The organism is Inquilinus sp. OTU3971 (assembly GCF_038440215.1).
On sequence record NZ_JASATH010000095.1, the window covers coordinates 1 to 13,411 of the forward strand.

General features: G+C 69.2%; 16 protein-coding genes. 8 read left to right on the forward strand and 8 right to left on the reverse strand.

Features of this window, described 5'->3' with window-relative positions; genetic code table 11:
- Positions 1-164: 164 nt before the first annotated feature.
- From AAHM41_RS22495 to AAHM41_RS22520, 6 genes are all read right to left on the reverse strand, one after another.
- Positions 165-1,223: an endonuclease/exonuclease/phosphatase family protein gene (locus AAHM41_RS22495; RefSeq protein ID WP_342238821.1), complete on the reverse strand. Its 1,059-nt coding sequence runs from the start codon at positions 1,221-1,223 to the stop codon at positions 165-167.
- Positions 1,224-1,235: 12 nt separating this feature from the next.
- The gene (locus tag AAHM41_RS22500; RefSeq protein ID WP_342238822.1) at positions 1,236-2,153 is read right to left on the reverse strand and encodes a sugar phosphate isomerase/epimerase family protein; all 918 of its coding nucleotides are present in this window, start codon (positions 2,151-2,153) and stop codon (positions 1,236-1,238) included.
- A 15-nt stretch (positions 2,154-2,168) separates the two neighbouring features.
- The gene (gene ugpC / locus AAHM41_RS22505; protein ID WP_342238823.1) at positions 2,169-3,287 is read right to left on the reverse strand and encodes a sn-glycerol-3-phosphate ABC transporter ATP-binding protein UgpC; all 1,119 of its coding nucleotides are present in this window, start codon (positions 3,285-3,287) and stop codon (positions 2,169-2,171) included.
- Between the two features lie 11 nt (positions 3,288-3,298).
- Positions 3,299-4,186 carry a sn-glycerol-3-phosphate ABC transporter permease UgpE gene (gene ugpE, locus AAHM41_RS22510; RefSeq protein WP_342238824.1) on the reverse strand — a complete coding sequence of 296 codons (888 nt, stop codon included), beginning with the start codon at positions 4,184-4,186 and terminating at the stop codon, positions 3,299-3,301.
- Between the two features lie 12 nt (positions 4,187-4,198).
- Positions 4,199-5,083: an ABC transporter permease subunit gene (locus AAHM41_RS22515; RefSeq protein ID WP_342238825.1), complete on the reverse strand. Its 885-nt coding sequence runs from the start codon at positions 5,081-5,083 to the stop codon at positions 4,199-4,201.
- An 80-nt stretch (positions 5,084-5,163) separates the two neighbouring features.
- Entirely contained in the window at positions 5,164-6,510 is a 1,347-nt protein-coding gene (locus tag AAHM41_RS22520; RefSeq protein WP_342238826.1) for an extracellular solute-binding protein, read from the reverse strand.
- 224 nt (positions 6,511-6,734) lie between these two features.
- On the opposite strand from AAHM41_RS22520, the gene AAHM41_RS22525 reads away from it, so the two are divergent.
- The 5 genes from AAHM41_RS22525 to arsB all read left to right on the forward strand — a co-directional run bounded on the left by AAHM41_RS22525 (position 6,735) and on the right by arsB (position 9,145).
- Positions 6,735-7,109, forward strand: a complete 375-nt coding sequence (locus AAHM41_RS22525; RefSeq protein ID WP_342238827.1) for an ArsR/SmtB family transcription factor — start codon at positions 6,735-6,737, stop codon at positions 7,107-7,109.
- Positions 7,106-7,387: an arsenate reductase ArsC gene (locus tag AAHM41_RS40675; RefSeq protein WP_446719474.1), complete on the forward strand. Its 282-nt coding sequence runs from the start codon at positions 7,106-7,108 to the stop codon at positions 7,385-7,387. The genes AAHM41_RS22525 and AAHM41_RS40675 overlap by 4 nt, the downstream gene beginning before the upstream one ends.
- 27 nt (positions 7,388-7,414) lie before the next feature.
- On the forward strand, positions 7,415-7,621 hold the full coding sequence (locus tag AAHM41_RS40680; protein WP_446719475.1) for a hypothetical protein: 207 nt from the start codon (positions 7,415-7,417) through the stop codon (positions 7,619-7,621).
- Positions 7,618-8,040 (forward strand): arsenate reductase (glutaredoxin), encoded by a 423-nt coding sequence (gene arsC, locus AAHM41_RS22535; protein WP_342238828.1) that lies wholly within the window; start codon positions 7,618-7,620, stop codon positions 8,038-8,040. Before AAHM41_RS40680 ends, arsC begins: the two co-directional genes overlap by 4 nt.
- A 76-nt stretch (positions 8,041-8,116) precedes the next feature.
- On the forward strand, positions 8,117-9,145 hold the full coding sequence (gene arsB, locus AAHM41_RS22540; RefSeq protein ID WP_446719476.1) for an ACR3 family arsenite efflux transporter: 1,029 nt from the start codon (positions 8,117-8,119) through the stop codon (positions 9,143-9,145).
- Here the strand turns inward: arsB and AAHM41_RS22545 are convergent, their stop codons facing one another.
- On the reverse strand, positions 9,146-9,682 hold the full coding sequence (locus AAHM41_RS22545; protein WP_342238830.1) for an arsinothricin resistance N-acetyltransferase ArsN1 family B: 537 nt from the start codon (positions 9,680-9,682) through the stop codon (positions 9,146-9,148).
- A 75-nt stretch (positions 9,683-9,757) separates the two neighbouring features.
- Between AAHM41_RS22545 and AAHM41_RS22550 the strand changes: the two genes are divergently transcribed.
- The 3 genes from AAHM41_RS22550 (at position 9,758) to arsK (ending at position 12,905) form a co-directional block, all read left to right on the forward strand.
- The gene (locus tag AAHM41_RS22550) at positions 9,758-10,168 is read left to right on the forward strand and encodes a PadR family transcriptional regulator (RefSeq protein ID WP_342238831.1); all 411 of its coding nucleotides are present in this window, start codon (positions 9,758-9,760) and stop codon (positions 10,166-10,168) included.
- 65 nt (positions 10,169-10,233) lie between these two features.
- Positions 10,234-11,613: an NAD(P)-binding protein gene (locus AAHM41_RS22555; protein ID WP_342238832.1), complete on the forward strand. Its 1,380-nt coding sequence runs from the start codon at positions 10,234-10,236 to the stop codon at positions 11,611-11,613.
- Positions 11,614-11,630: 17 nt separating this feature from the next.
- Entirely contained in the window at positions 11,631-12,905 is a 1,275-nt protein-coding gene (arsK, locus tag AAHM41_RS22560) for an arsenite efflux MFS transporter ArsK (protein WP_342238833.1), read from the forward strand.
- Positions 12,906-12,924: 19 nt separating this feature from the next.
- Here arsK and greA read toward each other — a convergent pair whose 3' ends face one another.
- Positions 12,925-13,398: a transcription elongation factor GreA gene (greA, locus tag AAHM41_RS22565; RefSeq protein WP_342238834.1), complete on the reverse strand. Its 474-nt coding sequence runs from the start codon at positions 13,396-13,398 to the stop codon at positions 12,925-12,927.
- Positions 13,399-13,411: the final 13 nt, after the last annotated feature.

Consider the following 13,411-nt stretch of genomic DNA (forward strand, 5'->3'; position numbering starts at 1 on the left):
AAACCTGTCAACGATGTATCCGGTCTATAGTGTCAACGATCTCTCCGGTTGCACAACGCGGAGCGACTCCGGGTGAGGGGAGTTTGTCGAGGCCGGAGCCCACCCTCACCCGGTCGTCCTGCGGACGCCCGACCTCTCCCGCCAGGCGGGAGAGGCAATCTGATCTAGGCCTCGACGTCCGCCTCGGCCTTCCTATCCACGCCGACCACGCCCGTTGCCACCGTCGCCGCCACCACATCGTGGTCGGAGATCGCGGCGCCGGCGACGTCGACCGCCGGGATGGTCTCTGGCGCCTCGGCCTCGACATGGCGGGTGAACAGCCAGTCCAGCTTGGCGAAAGGCGGAAGCGGTGTGCCGTCCGGGCGGGTGCGCTGGGTCGGCTCGGCGGTGTTGCAGCGGCGCCAGTCGAAGCCGGCGTCGCGCAGCACGGCGAACAGCGGCTCAACCTCCTCCGGTGCCTCCAGCAGCCGGGCGGGGTCACGGCGGCCCCCGGCCGGGCCGAGCGTGTCGAAGGTGTTGAAGTCGCCGCCCAGCACCACCCCGGCATCCGCCGGGATCAGGCGCTCGATCTCCGCCACGAGCCGCTCGCCCTGGCGGCCGCGGTCGGCGGCGTCGCTGTGGCTCTCGAGATGGGCCGCGACCAGCCAGAGCGGCCGTGGCGTGTCGAGCCGGGCGGCGATCGCCATGCGGCCGCCCAGGCGTCGCTGGTTGCCGCTGCGGCCGGCGAACCAGGTGCCGCCGGCGTCGAGCGGGATGATCACCGGCTCCAGCAGCTTGTGGCGGCTGAGGATGGCGTTGCCGTGCAGCCCGACGCGGTTGTCCTCGTCGGCATGCCATATGCATTCGCGGGAATCGCCCAGCCCGAGCTCGACGAACTCGACGCCATAGGCCCAGCCCATGCCCAGCGCCTCGGCCAGGTCGCGCACCGTGTGCCGGTTGCCGGACCGGGCCATGCCGATATCGGCCTCGGTCAGCAGCACCACATCGGCACCGCGCAGCAGAGTGGCGGAGGGGGCGTGGTACTTCAGCCGCTCGGCGTTCCAGGCGGCGACGCGCAGCCGTGCCCCGACCGGCCGCTCCACCGGCGCCGGTCGATGTTCGACTGCGGCGAGCGCCGGCACCTGGGCGGCGAAGCGGTCATGGGCGTCGTCCGGCGCCAAAGCGGCGTCGGCCAAGAGGATCGGGTCGGGGGTCGGCAGCACGCCGGCCCGCCGCGTGATCATCTCCCGCATCCGTCAGGCCGCGAGCGCGCGCTGGTTGACCAGATCGGCCAGGCGCCGGGCATGGGCCAGGCTGCCGGCCAGCTCGGCGTCATAGCGGTCGGCGTTCAGCTCCAGGATCATCACCGTGTCGGACTGGAAGCGCAGCTCGGTGAAGATCTCCTCCCAGGCGATGTCGCCCCAGCCCAGCGGCAAATGCAGATCGCCGATGCCCAGCGCCACCGCCTCGGACGGCTCGTAGAACTTCGTCATGGTGTAGGGGCGGCCGAAGCTGTCATGGACATGCAGATGGCCGGTGGCCGAGGCCATGCTGCGGATCTGGGCGCGCCAGTCCAGGCCACGGCGGGTGCATTCGATATAGGCGTGGCTGAAGTCGATCAGCGTGCACAGGTTCGGGTGGTTCAGCGCCCGCACCGTGTCGGCGACCTCGGCCGGGGTCTGGCGGTACTCGCCATCATCCATGGCGAAGATGTTCTCGAAGGCCAGCTTGACGCCGTAGCCGCGGGCCACATCGGCCAGCTCGGCCAGGGCCTCGCGCTCGATCGCGTCCAGCCGGTCGCGGCCGGCCTGGTCGGTCATCGCCGCCTTGCCGCAATGATGCACCAGCACGCCGGCGCCGACCTGGTCGCACAGCTCCAGCATCGCCCGCACCACCGCCTTCTGCAGGGGCAGGTTCTGCTCGTCCATGAAGTTGGAGACGATCTGGCCATGCACCGTGTAGCGCAGGTCGTGGCGGCGGACGATCTGCTCCAGCTTGTGCACCCGGTCGGGCAGCAGGCGGCCGCCGGCGATCAGGTCCTCGCCGTACAGCGACAGCTCGGCCGCGTCGGCGCCGAGCGCGGCGATGCGGCCGAGGCTGGCGTCCAGGCGCGACAGGTCGCCCTTGCCGCTGACGCCGGTGGAGAAGCCGATGGCGGTGATGATCTCGGTCATGGTGGTCTCTCGATGTCAGGCGGCGGTGGCGACGGCGAAGCGATGCTCGGCCGGCAGGTCGGCATCGAGCCGCAGCCCGGTGTGCGGGTCGAAGAAATGCAGCTGCGACGGCGGCAGGTAAAGCCCCAGCGGCTGGCCGGGGGTGTAGTCGGCCTCGGCCCCGGTGGTGACGGCGAAGGACAGGCCGTCGATGTCGGTGTGGATCACCCGGCCGGCGCCCAGCTCCTCGATGAAGTCGACGGTGGCGACCAGCGCCCCGGGATGGTCGGTCGGCACGATCTCGACCAGCTCCGGCCGGATGCCCAGCGTGGTGGAGCGCTCGACGAAGCGGCCGCCATCGGCCGGGTCGATCGCGATCGTCTTGGTCTCGTCGAAGCCGAACTGGCCGGGGGCGAAGATGCGGCCCTCGATGAAGTTCATCGCCGGCGAGCCGATGAAGCTGGCGACATAGCGGGTGCGCGGGTGGTTGTAGATCTCGGCCGGCCGGCCGATCTGCTCGACCACGCCCTTGTTCATCACGATCAGCACGTCGGCCAGGGTCATGGCCTCGACCTGGTCGTGGGTGACGAAGACCGAGGTGGCGCCCAGGCGCCGGTGCAGGCGGCGGATCTCGACCCGCATCTGCACCCGCAGCTTGGCGTCGAGGTTGGACAGCGGCTCGTCGAACAGGAACACCTCCGGCTCGCGGATGATGGCGCGGCCCATGGCGACGCGCTGGCGCTGGCCGCCGGACAGGGCGGCCGGCTTGCGGTCGAGGAAATCCTCGAGCCCAACCAGCTTCGCCACCTCGCGCACCTTGGCCATGCGCTCGGCCTTCGGCATGCCCGCCACCTTCAGCGCATAGCCCATGTTCTGGGCCACGCTCATATGCGGGTACAGGGCGTAGTTCTGGAACACCATGGCGCAGCCGCGCTCGCGCGGCTCCAGCTGGTTCACCACCCGGCCGCCGATCGCGATCTCGCCGGCGGTGATCTCCTCCAGCCCGGCGATCATGCGCAGCAGGGTCGACTTGCCGCAGCCGGACGGGCCGAGGATCACGGCGAAGGTGCCCGACGGCAGGTCCAGGTCGACGCCGTGCACCACCGGCGTCTTGCCGTAGCTCTTGCGCACGCCGCGGATGGCGATGTGGGCCATGGCTTTCTCCTTTACTTGTCGGTGGCGATCAGGCCGCGCACGAACCAGCGCTGCATCAGCGCGACGACCAGCAGCGGGGGGATCATCACGATCAGGGTGCCGGCCATGGCGATGTTCCACTCCGGCAGGCCGCCCTGGTTGGTCGGGATCAGGCGCTTCAGCTCGACCACCGCGGTGCTGAAGGACTGGTCGGTGGTGACCAGCAGCGGCCACAGATACTGGTTCCAGCTGTAGACGAAGAGAATCGCTGCCAGCGCCAGCATGTTGGTGCGCGACAGCGGCATCAGGATCTCGGCGAAGAAGCGCATCGCCCCGGCGCCGTCCATCTTCGAGGCTTCCAGGAGCTCGTCCGGCACGGTCAGGAAGAACTGGCGGTACAGGAAGGTGCCGGTGGCCGTCGCGATCAGCGGCAGGATCAGGCCGGTGTAGGAGTTCAAGAGGTTCCACTGCAGGTCGACCTGCAGCCCGATGGCCGCGAGGATGCTCTGGAACGGCGACAGCGCATTCGCGGCGATCGAATAGGTCGGCACGATGCGGACCTCGAGCGGCAGCATCAGCGTGGTGAAGATCAGCCAGAACACCAGCATCCGCGCGCGATAGCGGAAGAACACGATCGAGAAGGCGGTCAGCGCCGCCAGCACGATCTTGCCGGCGGTGACGCCGATCGCGACGATCAGGCTGTTCAGCAGCTTCGGGCCGAACTCCGCCTGGTCCCAGGCCGCGGCCAGGTTGTCGATCAGATGGCCGCCGGGGATCAGGCTCATCGGCACCTGGTTGACGCCCTGGATGTCCTTGGTCGCGGCGGCCAGCACGATGGCGAACGGCAGCAGCACCAGGACCAGGCCGGTGATCAGGATCAGATGCGTCAGGGCGTTCAGGATCGGGGTGCGTTCGATCATCGCCGTCCTCCCTCAGCTGTAGTGGATGCGGCGTTCGACCCAGCGGAACTGGACGAAGGTGAGGACCATGACCAGCAGCATCAGAACGATGCTCTGCGCAGCGGCGCCGGAGTAGTCGAGGCCTTTGAAGCCGTCGAAATAGATCTTGTAGACCATGACCTCGGTGCCGCGGGCCGGGCCGCCCTCGGTCATGATGTCGACGATGCCGAAGCTGTCGGTGAAGCTGCCGGTGAGGTTGATCACCATCAGGAAGAACAGGGTCGGCGCGATCAGCGGCAGCTGGATGTCGCGCATCCGGCGCAGCGCGCCCGACCCGTCCATGGCGCTGGCCTCGATCAGGCTTTTCGGGATCGACTGCAGCGCCGCCAGGAAGAAGATGAAGTTATAGCCGATCCAGATCCAGGCGTGGCACAGCACGACCATGATCAGGGCCTGGGTGCCGTTCAGCACCGGGTTCCACAGCCCCGGCCACAGCGCGTTGACCGCACCGATCATCCCGCTCTCGGGGGCGAAGATGAAGCGGAAGGCGATGGCTGCGGCGGGCGCTGCGATGGCGTAGGGCCAGACGAAGATCGAACGGTAGGCCTGGAAGCCGCGCAGCTGGCGGTCGACGAACAGGGCCAGGACCAGGGCGCCGGCCATGGCGATGCCGGTGGCCAGCAGGGCATAGGCGAAGCTGACGCCGACCGAGCCCCAATAGGCGCTGTCGCTCAGGAGCGCCCGGAAATTCTCCAGCCCGACCCACTCATTGCCGCCGCCCCAGGGCTGCTCCAGCGTGAAGGCCCAGTACAGCGCCTCGCCGGCCGGCCAGTAGAAGAACAGGAACACCAGCAGCAGCTGCGGCGTGATCAGGAGCCAGGCCAGCGTCCGGTTCTTGAAGTGGGCGCGTTTTTCCATCGGGTCCGATGCGGCTGGTGGAGGAGGGGCCTGCACCCCTCACCCTCCCGTGGGCCGGGAGGGTGAGGGGGCTGCGCCGGTTAGAGCAGCTGCTTGCCGGCGTAGGTCTTCTCGAAGCGGCGCAGGATCACGTTGCCGCGCTCCACCGCCTGGTCGAGGCCGTCCTGCACCGACACCTTGCCGGCGATGATCGCCTGGAAGGCATCCTGGACTTCCTTGCGGATCTGGATGTAGCCGCCGAGGCGGATGCCGCGCGAGATCGGGGTGGTCGGGGTCCAGGTCAGGCTCTCGATCGCCAGCTCGCGGCCCTTGTAGGGGGCCTTGTCGTAGAAGCCCTTGGCCTTCATCGCCTGGAAGCCGGAATTGGTCACCGGGATGTAGCCGGTGACGGTCGACCACCACTCGGCCGAGGACGGCTGGGCGATGAAGTTCAGGAACGCGGCCGCGCCCTTGTATTCGGCGTCGGACTTGCCGGCGAGGACCCACAGCGAGGCGCCGCCGACCAGCGAGTTCTTGCGCTCGGTGCCGGCCCAGACCGGCAGCTTGACCACGTCCCAGTGCATGTCCGGGGCGGCCAGCTTGCTGACGGTGCCGTGATCGGCGACCGAGGACTGCGTCATCTGGCAGGTGCCGGAGGCGAAGGCCGGGACGATGTCCTGGCCGCCTTCCTTGGTCTTCAGCACGAACAGGCCTTCATCGTACATCTTCTTGATGAAGGCGACATGGTCGACGAACTTGGTCTTGTTGAAGACCAGCTCGGCATCGAGCCCGTCATAGCCGTTGTTCTTGGTGGCGATCGGCTGGTCGTGGATCGCCGAGAACTGCTCCAGCGTCGGCCAAGGGTCGAAGTTGAAGGCCAGCGGGCAGTCGTAGCCGGCGGCCTTCAGCTGGCGGGAGATCTGCTCGACCTCCTCCCAGGTCTCCGGGCCCTTGTCGTGGCCGATCTTGGCGAAGGCGTCCTTGTTCCAGTAGAACAGCGCCGTCGAGGAATTGTAGGGGAACGACATCAGCTCGCCCTTCGACGTCGCGTAGTAGTTCGCGATGCCGGAGAAGTAGTCGTCCCATTTGATGTCGTAGCCGTTGTCGGCCATCAGCTTGCGGGCCGGGACATAGGCGCCGGACAGCATCAGGTCCAGCGTGCCGGCGTCGAACACCTGCACCACGGTCGGCTGCTTCTGGGCGCGATAGGCGGCGATGGCGTTCTGCACCGCGTTCGGATAGCCGCCCTGGCCGATGCAGACGGCCTCGAAATCGGCCTGGCTGTCGTTGAAGCGCTTGCAGGTGTCCTGCACCCGCTGCTCCAGGTCGCCGGTCAGCCCGTACCAGAACTCGAACTTGGTGCGCTCGGCCGCCTGGGCCGGCTGCGCAAACACCGCGGCGGCGGCCAGCGCGAAGGCGGCCGCCGACAGCTTGGTCACGACGGTCATGTCTGTCTCCCGTTTGGCCGCCTGCACGTCCGCGACGGCGGCGACGGGATCGTTCCCTACAAGGGGAAGATGACGGTTCGGTTTAACAACCGTATCGCCTGGATGACATTTGCTCCTCCGGCCTGTGGATTCTGGCGACAACTTCAAGGGATTAGACGAAAATGCGATAGGTCTGTGTCCGTCATGGGCTTGCATCAATTCCATGTTTCTGCAATTCTAGAAATATGGATGAGATCGCAGCGATCGAAAGGTTCGGCGCCCTGGCCCAGTCGACGCGGCTGGCCGTCTTCCGTCTGCTGGTCCGGGCCGGGCCCGACGGCGTGCCGGCCGGGACCGTGGCGGAGCGGGTCGGCGTGCCCAGCACGACGCTCTCCACCCATCTCGGCATCCTCAGCCGCGCCGGACTGATCCGGTCGCGGCGGGACGGGCGGTCGATCCTCTATTCCGCCGATCTCGACGGCGTGCGGGCGCTGCTGTCCTTCCTGGTCCAGGACTGCTGCAACGGCCGGCCGGAGATCTGCGCGCCGCTGATGGGCATCATCGAGCGGGCAAGCTGCGACTGCGCTCCGGTGCCCGCAGCATCAGGAGGTGTGGCATGAGCGATCCTGTCTTCAACGTGCTGTTCCTTTGCACCGGCAACTCGGCCCGTTCGATCATCGCCGAGGCGATCCTGAACCGGGTCGGGCAAGGCCGGTTTCGGGCCTTCTCCGCCGGCAGCCATCCCGGGGGCCGCGTCCATCCGCGGGCCCTGGCGGTACTCGAGCACAGTCACCACGACATCAGGGGCCTGCGCTCGAAGGGCTGGGAGGAGTTCAGCGGCCGGGACGCGCCGCGGCTCGATTTCGTGTTCACCGTCTGCGACAACGCCGCAAGCTAGGTCTGCCCGATCTGGCCCGGCCAGCCGATGACCGCCCATTGGGGCATCCCCGATCCGGCCGCGGTCGAGGGCAAGGAGTCCGAAATCGGCCTGGCCTTCGCCGAAACCTATCGTCTGCTGTTCAACCGCATCTCGATCTTCACCAGCCTGCCGTTGCGGTCGCTCGACAGCATCTCGCTCGGGCACCGCCTGCGCGAGATCGGCCAGACCCAGAAGGAACCGGCATCGTCATGAGCGCGGTCACGATCTACCACAACCCGGCCTGCGGCACGTCGCGCAACGTCCTCAGCCTGATCCGCAATGCCGGCATCGAGCCGACAATCATCGAATACCTGAAAACGCCGCCGAGCCGGGCCGAACTGGCCGACCTGATCCGACGCATGGGCGTCCCGGTGCGGTCGGTGCTGCGCGAGAAGGGCACGCCGTATCACGAGCTCGGCCTCGACGATCCGGCCCTGACCGACGATCAGCTGCTCGACGCCATGATGGCGCATCCGATCCTGATCAACCGGCCGATCGTCGTCACCGAGCGCGGAGTGATGCTCGCCCGCCCGTCGGAAGCGGTGCTCGAGATCCTGCCGGCGCCGCAGCAGGGCGAATTCCGCAAGGAGGACGGCGAGCTTGTCGTCGACGCCTCCGGCCAGCGCGCCTGACCTTTTCCTCCGACCGATCGGATCCGTGATGACTGCCGAAACCACCGCGGCCGGACCTGGGCCGGCCGCCCCCGCCATGGGGCTGTTCGAACGATATCTCAGCCTCTGGGTCATGCTCTGCATCGTCGCCGGCATCGGCCTCGGCGCGGTGGTGCCGGGCTTCTTCACGCTGGTGGCCTCGGCCGAGATCGCCAAGGTCAACCTGCCGGTGGCGGTGCTGATCTGGGCGATGATCGTGCCGATGCTGCTGAAGATCGACTTTGCGGCGCTCGGCGAGGTCAAGGCGCATTGGCGCGGCGTCGGCGTCACCCTGTTCGTCAACTGGGGCGTCAAGCCGTTCTCGATGGCGCTGCTGGGCAGCCTGTTCATCGGCCACCTGTTCGCGTCCTGGCTGGCGCCGGACCAGATCCCGTCCTACATCGCCGGGCTGATCCTGCTGGCCGCCGCGCCCTGCACGGCCATGGTCTTCGTCTGGTCCAACCTGTGCGAGGGCGAGCCGCACTTCACCCTCAGCCAGGTCGCGCTGAACGACCTGATCATGGTCTTCGCCTTCGCGCCGCTGGTCGGGCTGCTGCTCGGCGTCGCCTCGATCACCGTGCCCTGGGACAAGCTGCTGCTGTCGGTGGTGCTCTACATCGTCGTGCCGGTGGCCGTGGCGCAGCTCTGGCGCCGGTCGCTGCTGGCCGCAGGCGGCGAGCCGGCGCTGCGGCGCACCCTGGCCGTGCTGCAGCCGCTGTCGCTGACTGCCCTGCTGGCGACGCTGGTGCTGCTGTTCGGCTTCCAGGGTGAACGCATCCTGGCCCAGCCGGTCGTGATCCTGCTGCTGGCCGTGCCGATCCTGATCCAGGTCTATCTCAACGCCGGCATCGCCTATTGGTTGTCCCGCCGCCTCGGCGTCGCCTGGTGCGTCGCGGCGCCGGCGGCGCTGATCGGCGCCTCCAATTTCTTCGAGCTGGCGGTGGCGGCCGCGATCAGCCTGTTCGGCCTCGACTCCGGCGCGGCGCTGGCCACCGTGGTCGGCGTGCTGGTCGAGGTGCCGGTGATGCTGTCGGTGGTGCGCCTGGTGAAGGCCTCGCGCGGCTGGTACGAGCGCCGGCCCGCCTGATCAGTCCGGCACCTCGGTGACCGGGCGCGGCTCGGCCGGGTGATCCGGACGGTCGCCGATCGGGCGCTGCCACCAGCCGACATCGTGCCAGGCGCCGTGCTTGAAGCCGACATCGCGATAGACGCCGAGCGGCACGAACCCGACCGCCTCATGCAGGGCGACGCTGGCCGGGTTCGGCAGGGCGATGCCGGCGAAGGCGGATTGGTAGCCCTGGCGCCGCAGCAGCACGAACAGCCGCTCGTACAGCGCGCGGCCGATGCCCTGCCGCCGCCCGGCCTCGGCGACATAGGCGCTGACATCGACCGACCAGCGATAGGCCGGCCGGGCCCGGTGCGCGCCCGCATAGGCATAGCCCAGGATCCGGCCGTCCCGCTCCAGCACCAGCCAGGGATAGGCCGGGATCGTGCCGCGGATGCGGTCGGCCATCTCCGCCACCGTGGGCGGCGCCAGCTCGAAGGAGATCACGGTGCCGGCGACGATCGGGGCGTAGATGGCGTGGAGGGCGGGGGCGTCCTCCGGCGTGGCGAGGCGGATCATCGGGAGTCCCGGCGGGCTGAGATGTCGATACATTATCCCTTGACTCATCGACCATCAAGGTATGAGGATCAGACCATGATCGAAGCCCGCAAGCTCTCCGCCGTCGCCCGTCCCGCTGTCGACTACACCAGCCGCTCCTACTGGGCCGGCACGATCAAGATGAGCCTGTCCAAGTTCTTCATCCTGCGCGTGCTGCACGACCGGCCGATGCATGGCTACGACATCGCCCGGGCGGTCGAGCTGACGACCAATGGCTGTTGCTCCCCGACCGAAGGCACGATCTACCCGGTGCTGCGCGAGTTCGAGGAGGGCGGCTACGTCACGGTCGAGAGCAGCGTCGTCTCCGGCCGGCCGCGCAAGACCTACACTCTGACCGCCAAGGGCCGCGAGGCCTTCAAGGTCGGCGTCGAGGCCTGGCTGGAGGTCACCCGGGCGCTGACCGAGACCGAAAGCGTGATCGCCCGGGAGGGTGGCTGCTGCGGCTAGCCTCTTTTTTTGCCTCAATACATCGATCTTCGATGCCTAGATCCTAGACAGTGAGGGGATACGACATGAACCGCCCGCTGGACTCGTCGGACCGCATGGCGCTTGAAGCGGTCTCGCCCTCGGAGCTGCCGGTCGCGATCATCGGCGGCGGCCCGGTCGGCCTGGCCGCTGCGGTCCATCTGCTTGGCTATGGCCTTGAGCCCTTGATCCTGGAGGCCGGCGCCCAGGTCGGCGCGGCAGTGCGCGACTGGGGCCATGTGCCGATGTTCTGGCCCTGGGGCTACAGCACCGACCGGGCCACGGTCGCGCTGCTGCAGCGTCAGGGCTGGACGCATCCGGACGGGGAGGGCTATCCGACCGGCCTCGACCTGGCCGAACGCTATCTCGACCCGCTGGCGGCGACGCCAGAGATCGCGGGGCGCCTTCGTCTCGGCAGCCGCGTCACCGGCATCGCCCGTGCCGGCCACGGCAAGGTCCGGACCGCCGGCCGGGACGATCGGCCCTTCGAGGTCCGATATGTCGACAGCGCCGGGCAGGAAGGCCGGGTCTTCGCTCGGGCGGTGATCGACGCCTCCGGCACCTGGTCCTCGCCGAACCCGGCCGGCGCAGGCGGCCTGCCGGCGATCGGCGAACGCGCCGCTTCGTCCCGCATCCGCTACGGCATGCCCGACGTGCTCGGCCGCGACCGCGACCGCTATGCCGGGCGCCGCATCCTTGTCCTCGGCAGCGGCCATTCCGCCACCGGCACGCTGCTCGACCTCGCCGAGCTGGCCCGGCAGGCGCCCGATACCCGGATCGTCTGGGCCTTCCGCAGCGCCGACCGGGCCAGGCTGTTCGGCGGCGGTGAGGCCGACCAGCTGCCGCGCCGCGGCGCCCTCGGCCAGCGGCTGCGGGCGCTGGCGGATGCCGGGGCCTACGAGATCGTCGCGCCCTTCGCGGTGGACGCGATCGAGACCACGTCTGATGGCGGCCTGCACGTCCTCGGCGATCGGGACGGCGCTGCGCATGCCATCGAGGCCGACGAGCTGATCGTGGCGACCGGCCTGCGCCCGGACCTGTCGATCCTCGGCGAGCTGCGCATCGACCTGGACCCGGCGCTCGACTGCCCGCGGGCGCTGGCACCGCAGATCGATCCCAACGAGCACAGCTGCGGCACGGTCCGCCCGCATGGCGCCGCCGAGCTGGCGCAGCCGGAGCCGGGCCTGTTCATCATCGGCATGAAGGCCTATGGCCGGGCCCCGACCTTCCTGCTGGCCACCGGCTATGAGCAGGCCCGGTCGGTCGCGGCCCACCTCGCCGGAGACCTCGATGCGGCCCGGCGGGTCGAGCTGGTGCTGCCGGAGACCGGAGTCTGCAACGGCCCCGGCCGGCAGGAGGCTGAGGCGGCATCCTGCTGCGGCCCTGCCGCATCGGCCGCTCCCGCCAAAGCATCCGCCTGCTGCTGAGCGACGGGAAAGACACCATGGCTGAGGCGACCGGCGCGGCCGGTCCAATCTCCGGCCGGCGACTCCTCGGGGTCGTCGCCGGGCTCGGGCTGACCCAGATCATCGGCTACGGCACGCTGTACTACAGCTTCAGCATCCTCGCCGCCGGGATGGCCGCCGACATCGGCTGGTCTCTAGGTGCCGTCTACGGTGCCTTCTCGGCGGCGCTCCTGGCCGGGGCCCTGATCGGCCCGCGCTGCGGCCGCTGGGTCGATCGGCATGGCGCCGGCCGGGTCATGGCCCTGGGCTCGGTCGCCGCGGCCGCCGCGCTGATCGGCTGCGCCGTCGCGCCCGGGCCGCTGGGCCTGGCCCTGGGGCTGATCGCGATCCAGCTGGCGGCGTCCTTCGTCCTCTACGAGGTGGCGTTCCCGGCGCTGGTCCAGGTCGTCGGCTTCGGCGCCCAGCGCAGCATCACCCATCTGACCCTGATCGCCGGCTTCGCCTCGACTCTGTTCTGGCCGGCGACCGCGGCACTGCAGGATCACCTGACCTGGCGCGAGGTGTATCTCGTCTTCGCCGGGCTGCACCTGCTGCTGTGCCTGCCCATCCATCTCTGGCTCCGCAGCCTGGCCCGGGCGGCCGGCCCGGCGGCGCATCCGGCTGCCGCCGCTCCCGAGGATGCCGGAGGTCGGCATCCGGAGCGGCGCGCCCTCCTGATATTGACCGCGACCGGCTTCTCGCTCGCCGGCTTCGTCGCCTCGGCCGTGCTGGTGCACATGGTCCCGCTGCTCGGGGCGCTCGGCCTGGGTGCCGGCAGCCTGCTGGTCGGCAGCCTGTTCGGCCCGGCCCAGGTGTTGAGCCGCTTCCTGACCATGACCGCCGGCCGGCGCGCCAGCCCGGTCGGCCTGGCGATCGTCGCCTCCAGCCTGCCGCCGCTGGCGCTCGGCCTGCTGCTGCTCGGCGCGCCTGCGTTGGCCGCGGCAATCGGCTTCGCGATCCTGTTCGGGTTGGGATCCGGGCTGAACAGCATCGTGCGCGGCACGGTGCCGCTGGCGCTGTTCGGGCGGTCGGGCTACGCCGAGCGGCTCGGCTGGATCTCCAGCGTCGTCCACATCGTCTCCGCCCTGGCGCCCTTCCTGTTCGCCGCCATGCTGGAGCGGCTGGGGCCCTCGCCGGCCCTCTGGCTCACAGCCGGGATCGGCAGCCTCGCCGCGCTCGTGTTCCTGGAGATCCGGCGGAGGACCGGCGCCGCGGCCAGCCGGACGAGCGCTCGCGCTAAAGCAAACGGCCCCGCCGAAGCGAGGCCGTTGTAACCGGGAGAGGCTCGGCCGGTCAGACGAACTGGACCGTGACGATCTCGTAGCTCTTGGAGCCGCCGGGGGTGGTGACCTCGACCTGGTCGCCCTCGGCCTTGCCGATCAACGAGCGCGCCAGCGGCGCGGTGATCGACAGGCGGCCTTCCTTGATGTCGGACTCGTCCTGGCCGACGATCTGGTAGGTGATCTCCTCGTCGGTGTCCTCGTCCGCCAGCGTCACGGTGGCGCCGAACTTGACGGTGTCGCCCGACAGCTTGGAGGTGTCGATGATCTCGGCCCGGCTGATCCGGTCCTCGAGTTCCATCACCCGGCCTTCGATGAAGCTCTGGCGCTCGCGCGCCGCGTGGTATTCCGCGTTTTCGGACAGGTCACCATGCTCGCGTGCCTCCGCGATCGCCTTGATCACTTCGGGCCGCGCCACGCTCTTCAGATGCTTCAACTCTTCCTGCAGGCGGTTGTATCCCCCCGCGGTCATCGGCACCTTTTCCATCGCGCTCCAGTCC

Bases quoted from the DNA above. Each gene is read 5' to 3' on its own strand.
- greA (WP_342238834.1), bottom strand. From the start codon at position 13,398: ATGGAAAAGGTGCCGATGACCGCGGGGGGATACAACCGCCTGCAGGAA.
- AAHM41_RS40680 (WP_446719475.1), top strand. From the start codon at position 7,415: ATGACCGCCCATTGGGGCATCCCCGATCCGGCCGCGGTCGAGGGCAAG.
- AAHM41_RS22520 (WP_342238826.1), bottom strand. From the start codon at position 6,510: ATGACCGTCGTGACCAAGCTGTCGGCGGCCGCCTTCGCGCTGGCCGCC.
- AAHM41_RS22545 (WP_342238830.1), bottom strand. From the start codon at position 9,682: ATGATCCGCCTCGCCACGCCGGAGGACGCCCCCGCCCTCCACGCCATC.
- ugpC (WP_342238823.1), bottom strand. From the start codon at position 3,287: ATGGCCCACATCGCCATCCGCGGCGTGCGCAAGAGCTACGGCAAGACG.
- AAHM41_RS22555 (WP_342238832.1), top strand. From the start codon at position 10,234: ATGAACCGCCCGCTGGACTCGTCGGACCGCATGGCGCTTGAAGCGGTC.
- arsB (WP_446719476.1), top strand. From the start codon at position 8,117: ATGGGGCTGTTCGAACGATATCTCAGCCTCTGGGTCATGCTCTGCATC.
- ugpE (WP_342238824.1), bottom strand. From the start codon at position 4,186: ATGATCGAACGCACCCCGATCCTGAACGCCCTGACGCATCTGATCCTG.
- AAHM41_RS22515 (WP_342238825.1), bottom strand. From the start codon at position 5,083: ATGGAAAAACGCGCCCACTTCAAGAACCGGACGCTGGCCTGGCTCCTG.
- AAHM41_RS22525 (WP_342238827.1), top strand. From the start codon at position 6,735: ATGGATGAGATCGCAGCGATCGAAAGGTTCGGCGCCCTGGCCCAGTCG.
- arsC (WP_342238828.1), top strand. From the start codon at position 7,618: ATGAGCGCGGTCACGATCTACCACAACCCGGCCTGCGGCACGTCGCGC.
- arsK (WP_342238833.1), top strand. From the start codon at position 11,631: ATGGCTGAGGCGACCGGCGCGGCCGGTCCAATCTCCGGCCGGCGACTC.
- AAHM41_RS22500 (WP_342238822.1), bottom strand. From the start codon at position 2,153: ATGACCGAGATCATCACCGCCATCGGCTTCTCCACCGGCGTCAGCGGC.
- AAHM41_RS22495 (WP_342238821.1), bottom strand. From the start codon at position 1,223: ATGATCACGCGGCGGGCCGGCGTGCTGCCGACCCCCGACCCGATCCTC.
- AAHM41_RS40675 (WP_446719474.1), top strand. From the start codon at position 7,106: ATGAGCGATCCTGTCTTCAACGTGCTGTTCCTTTGCACCGGCAACTCG.
- AAHM41_RS22550 (WP_342238831.1), top strand. From the start codon at position 9,758: ATGATCGAAGCCCGCAAGCTCTCCGCCGTCGCCCGTCCCGCTGTCGAC.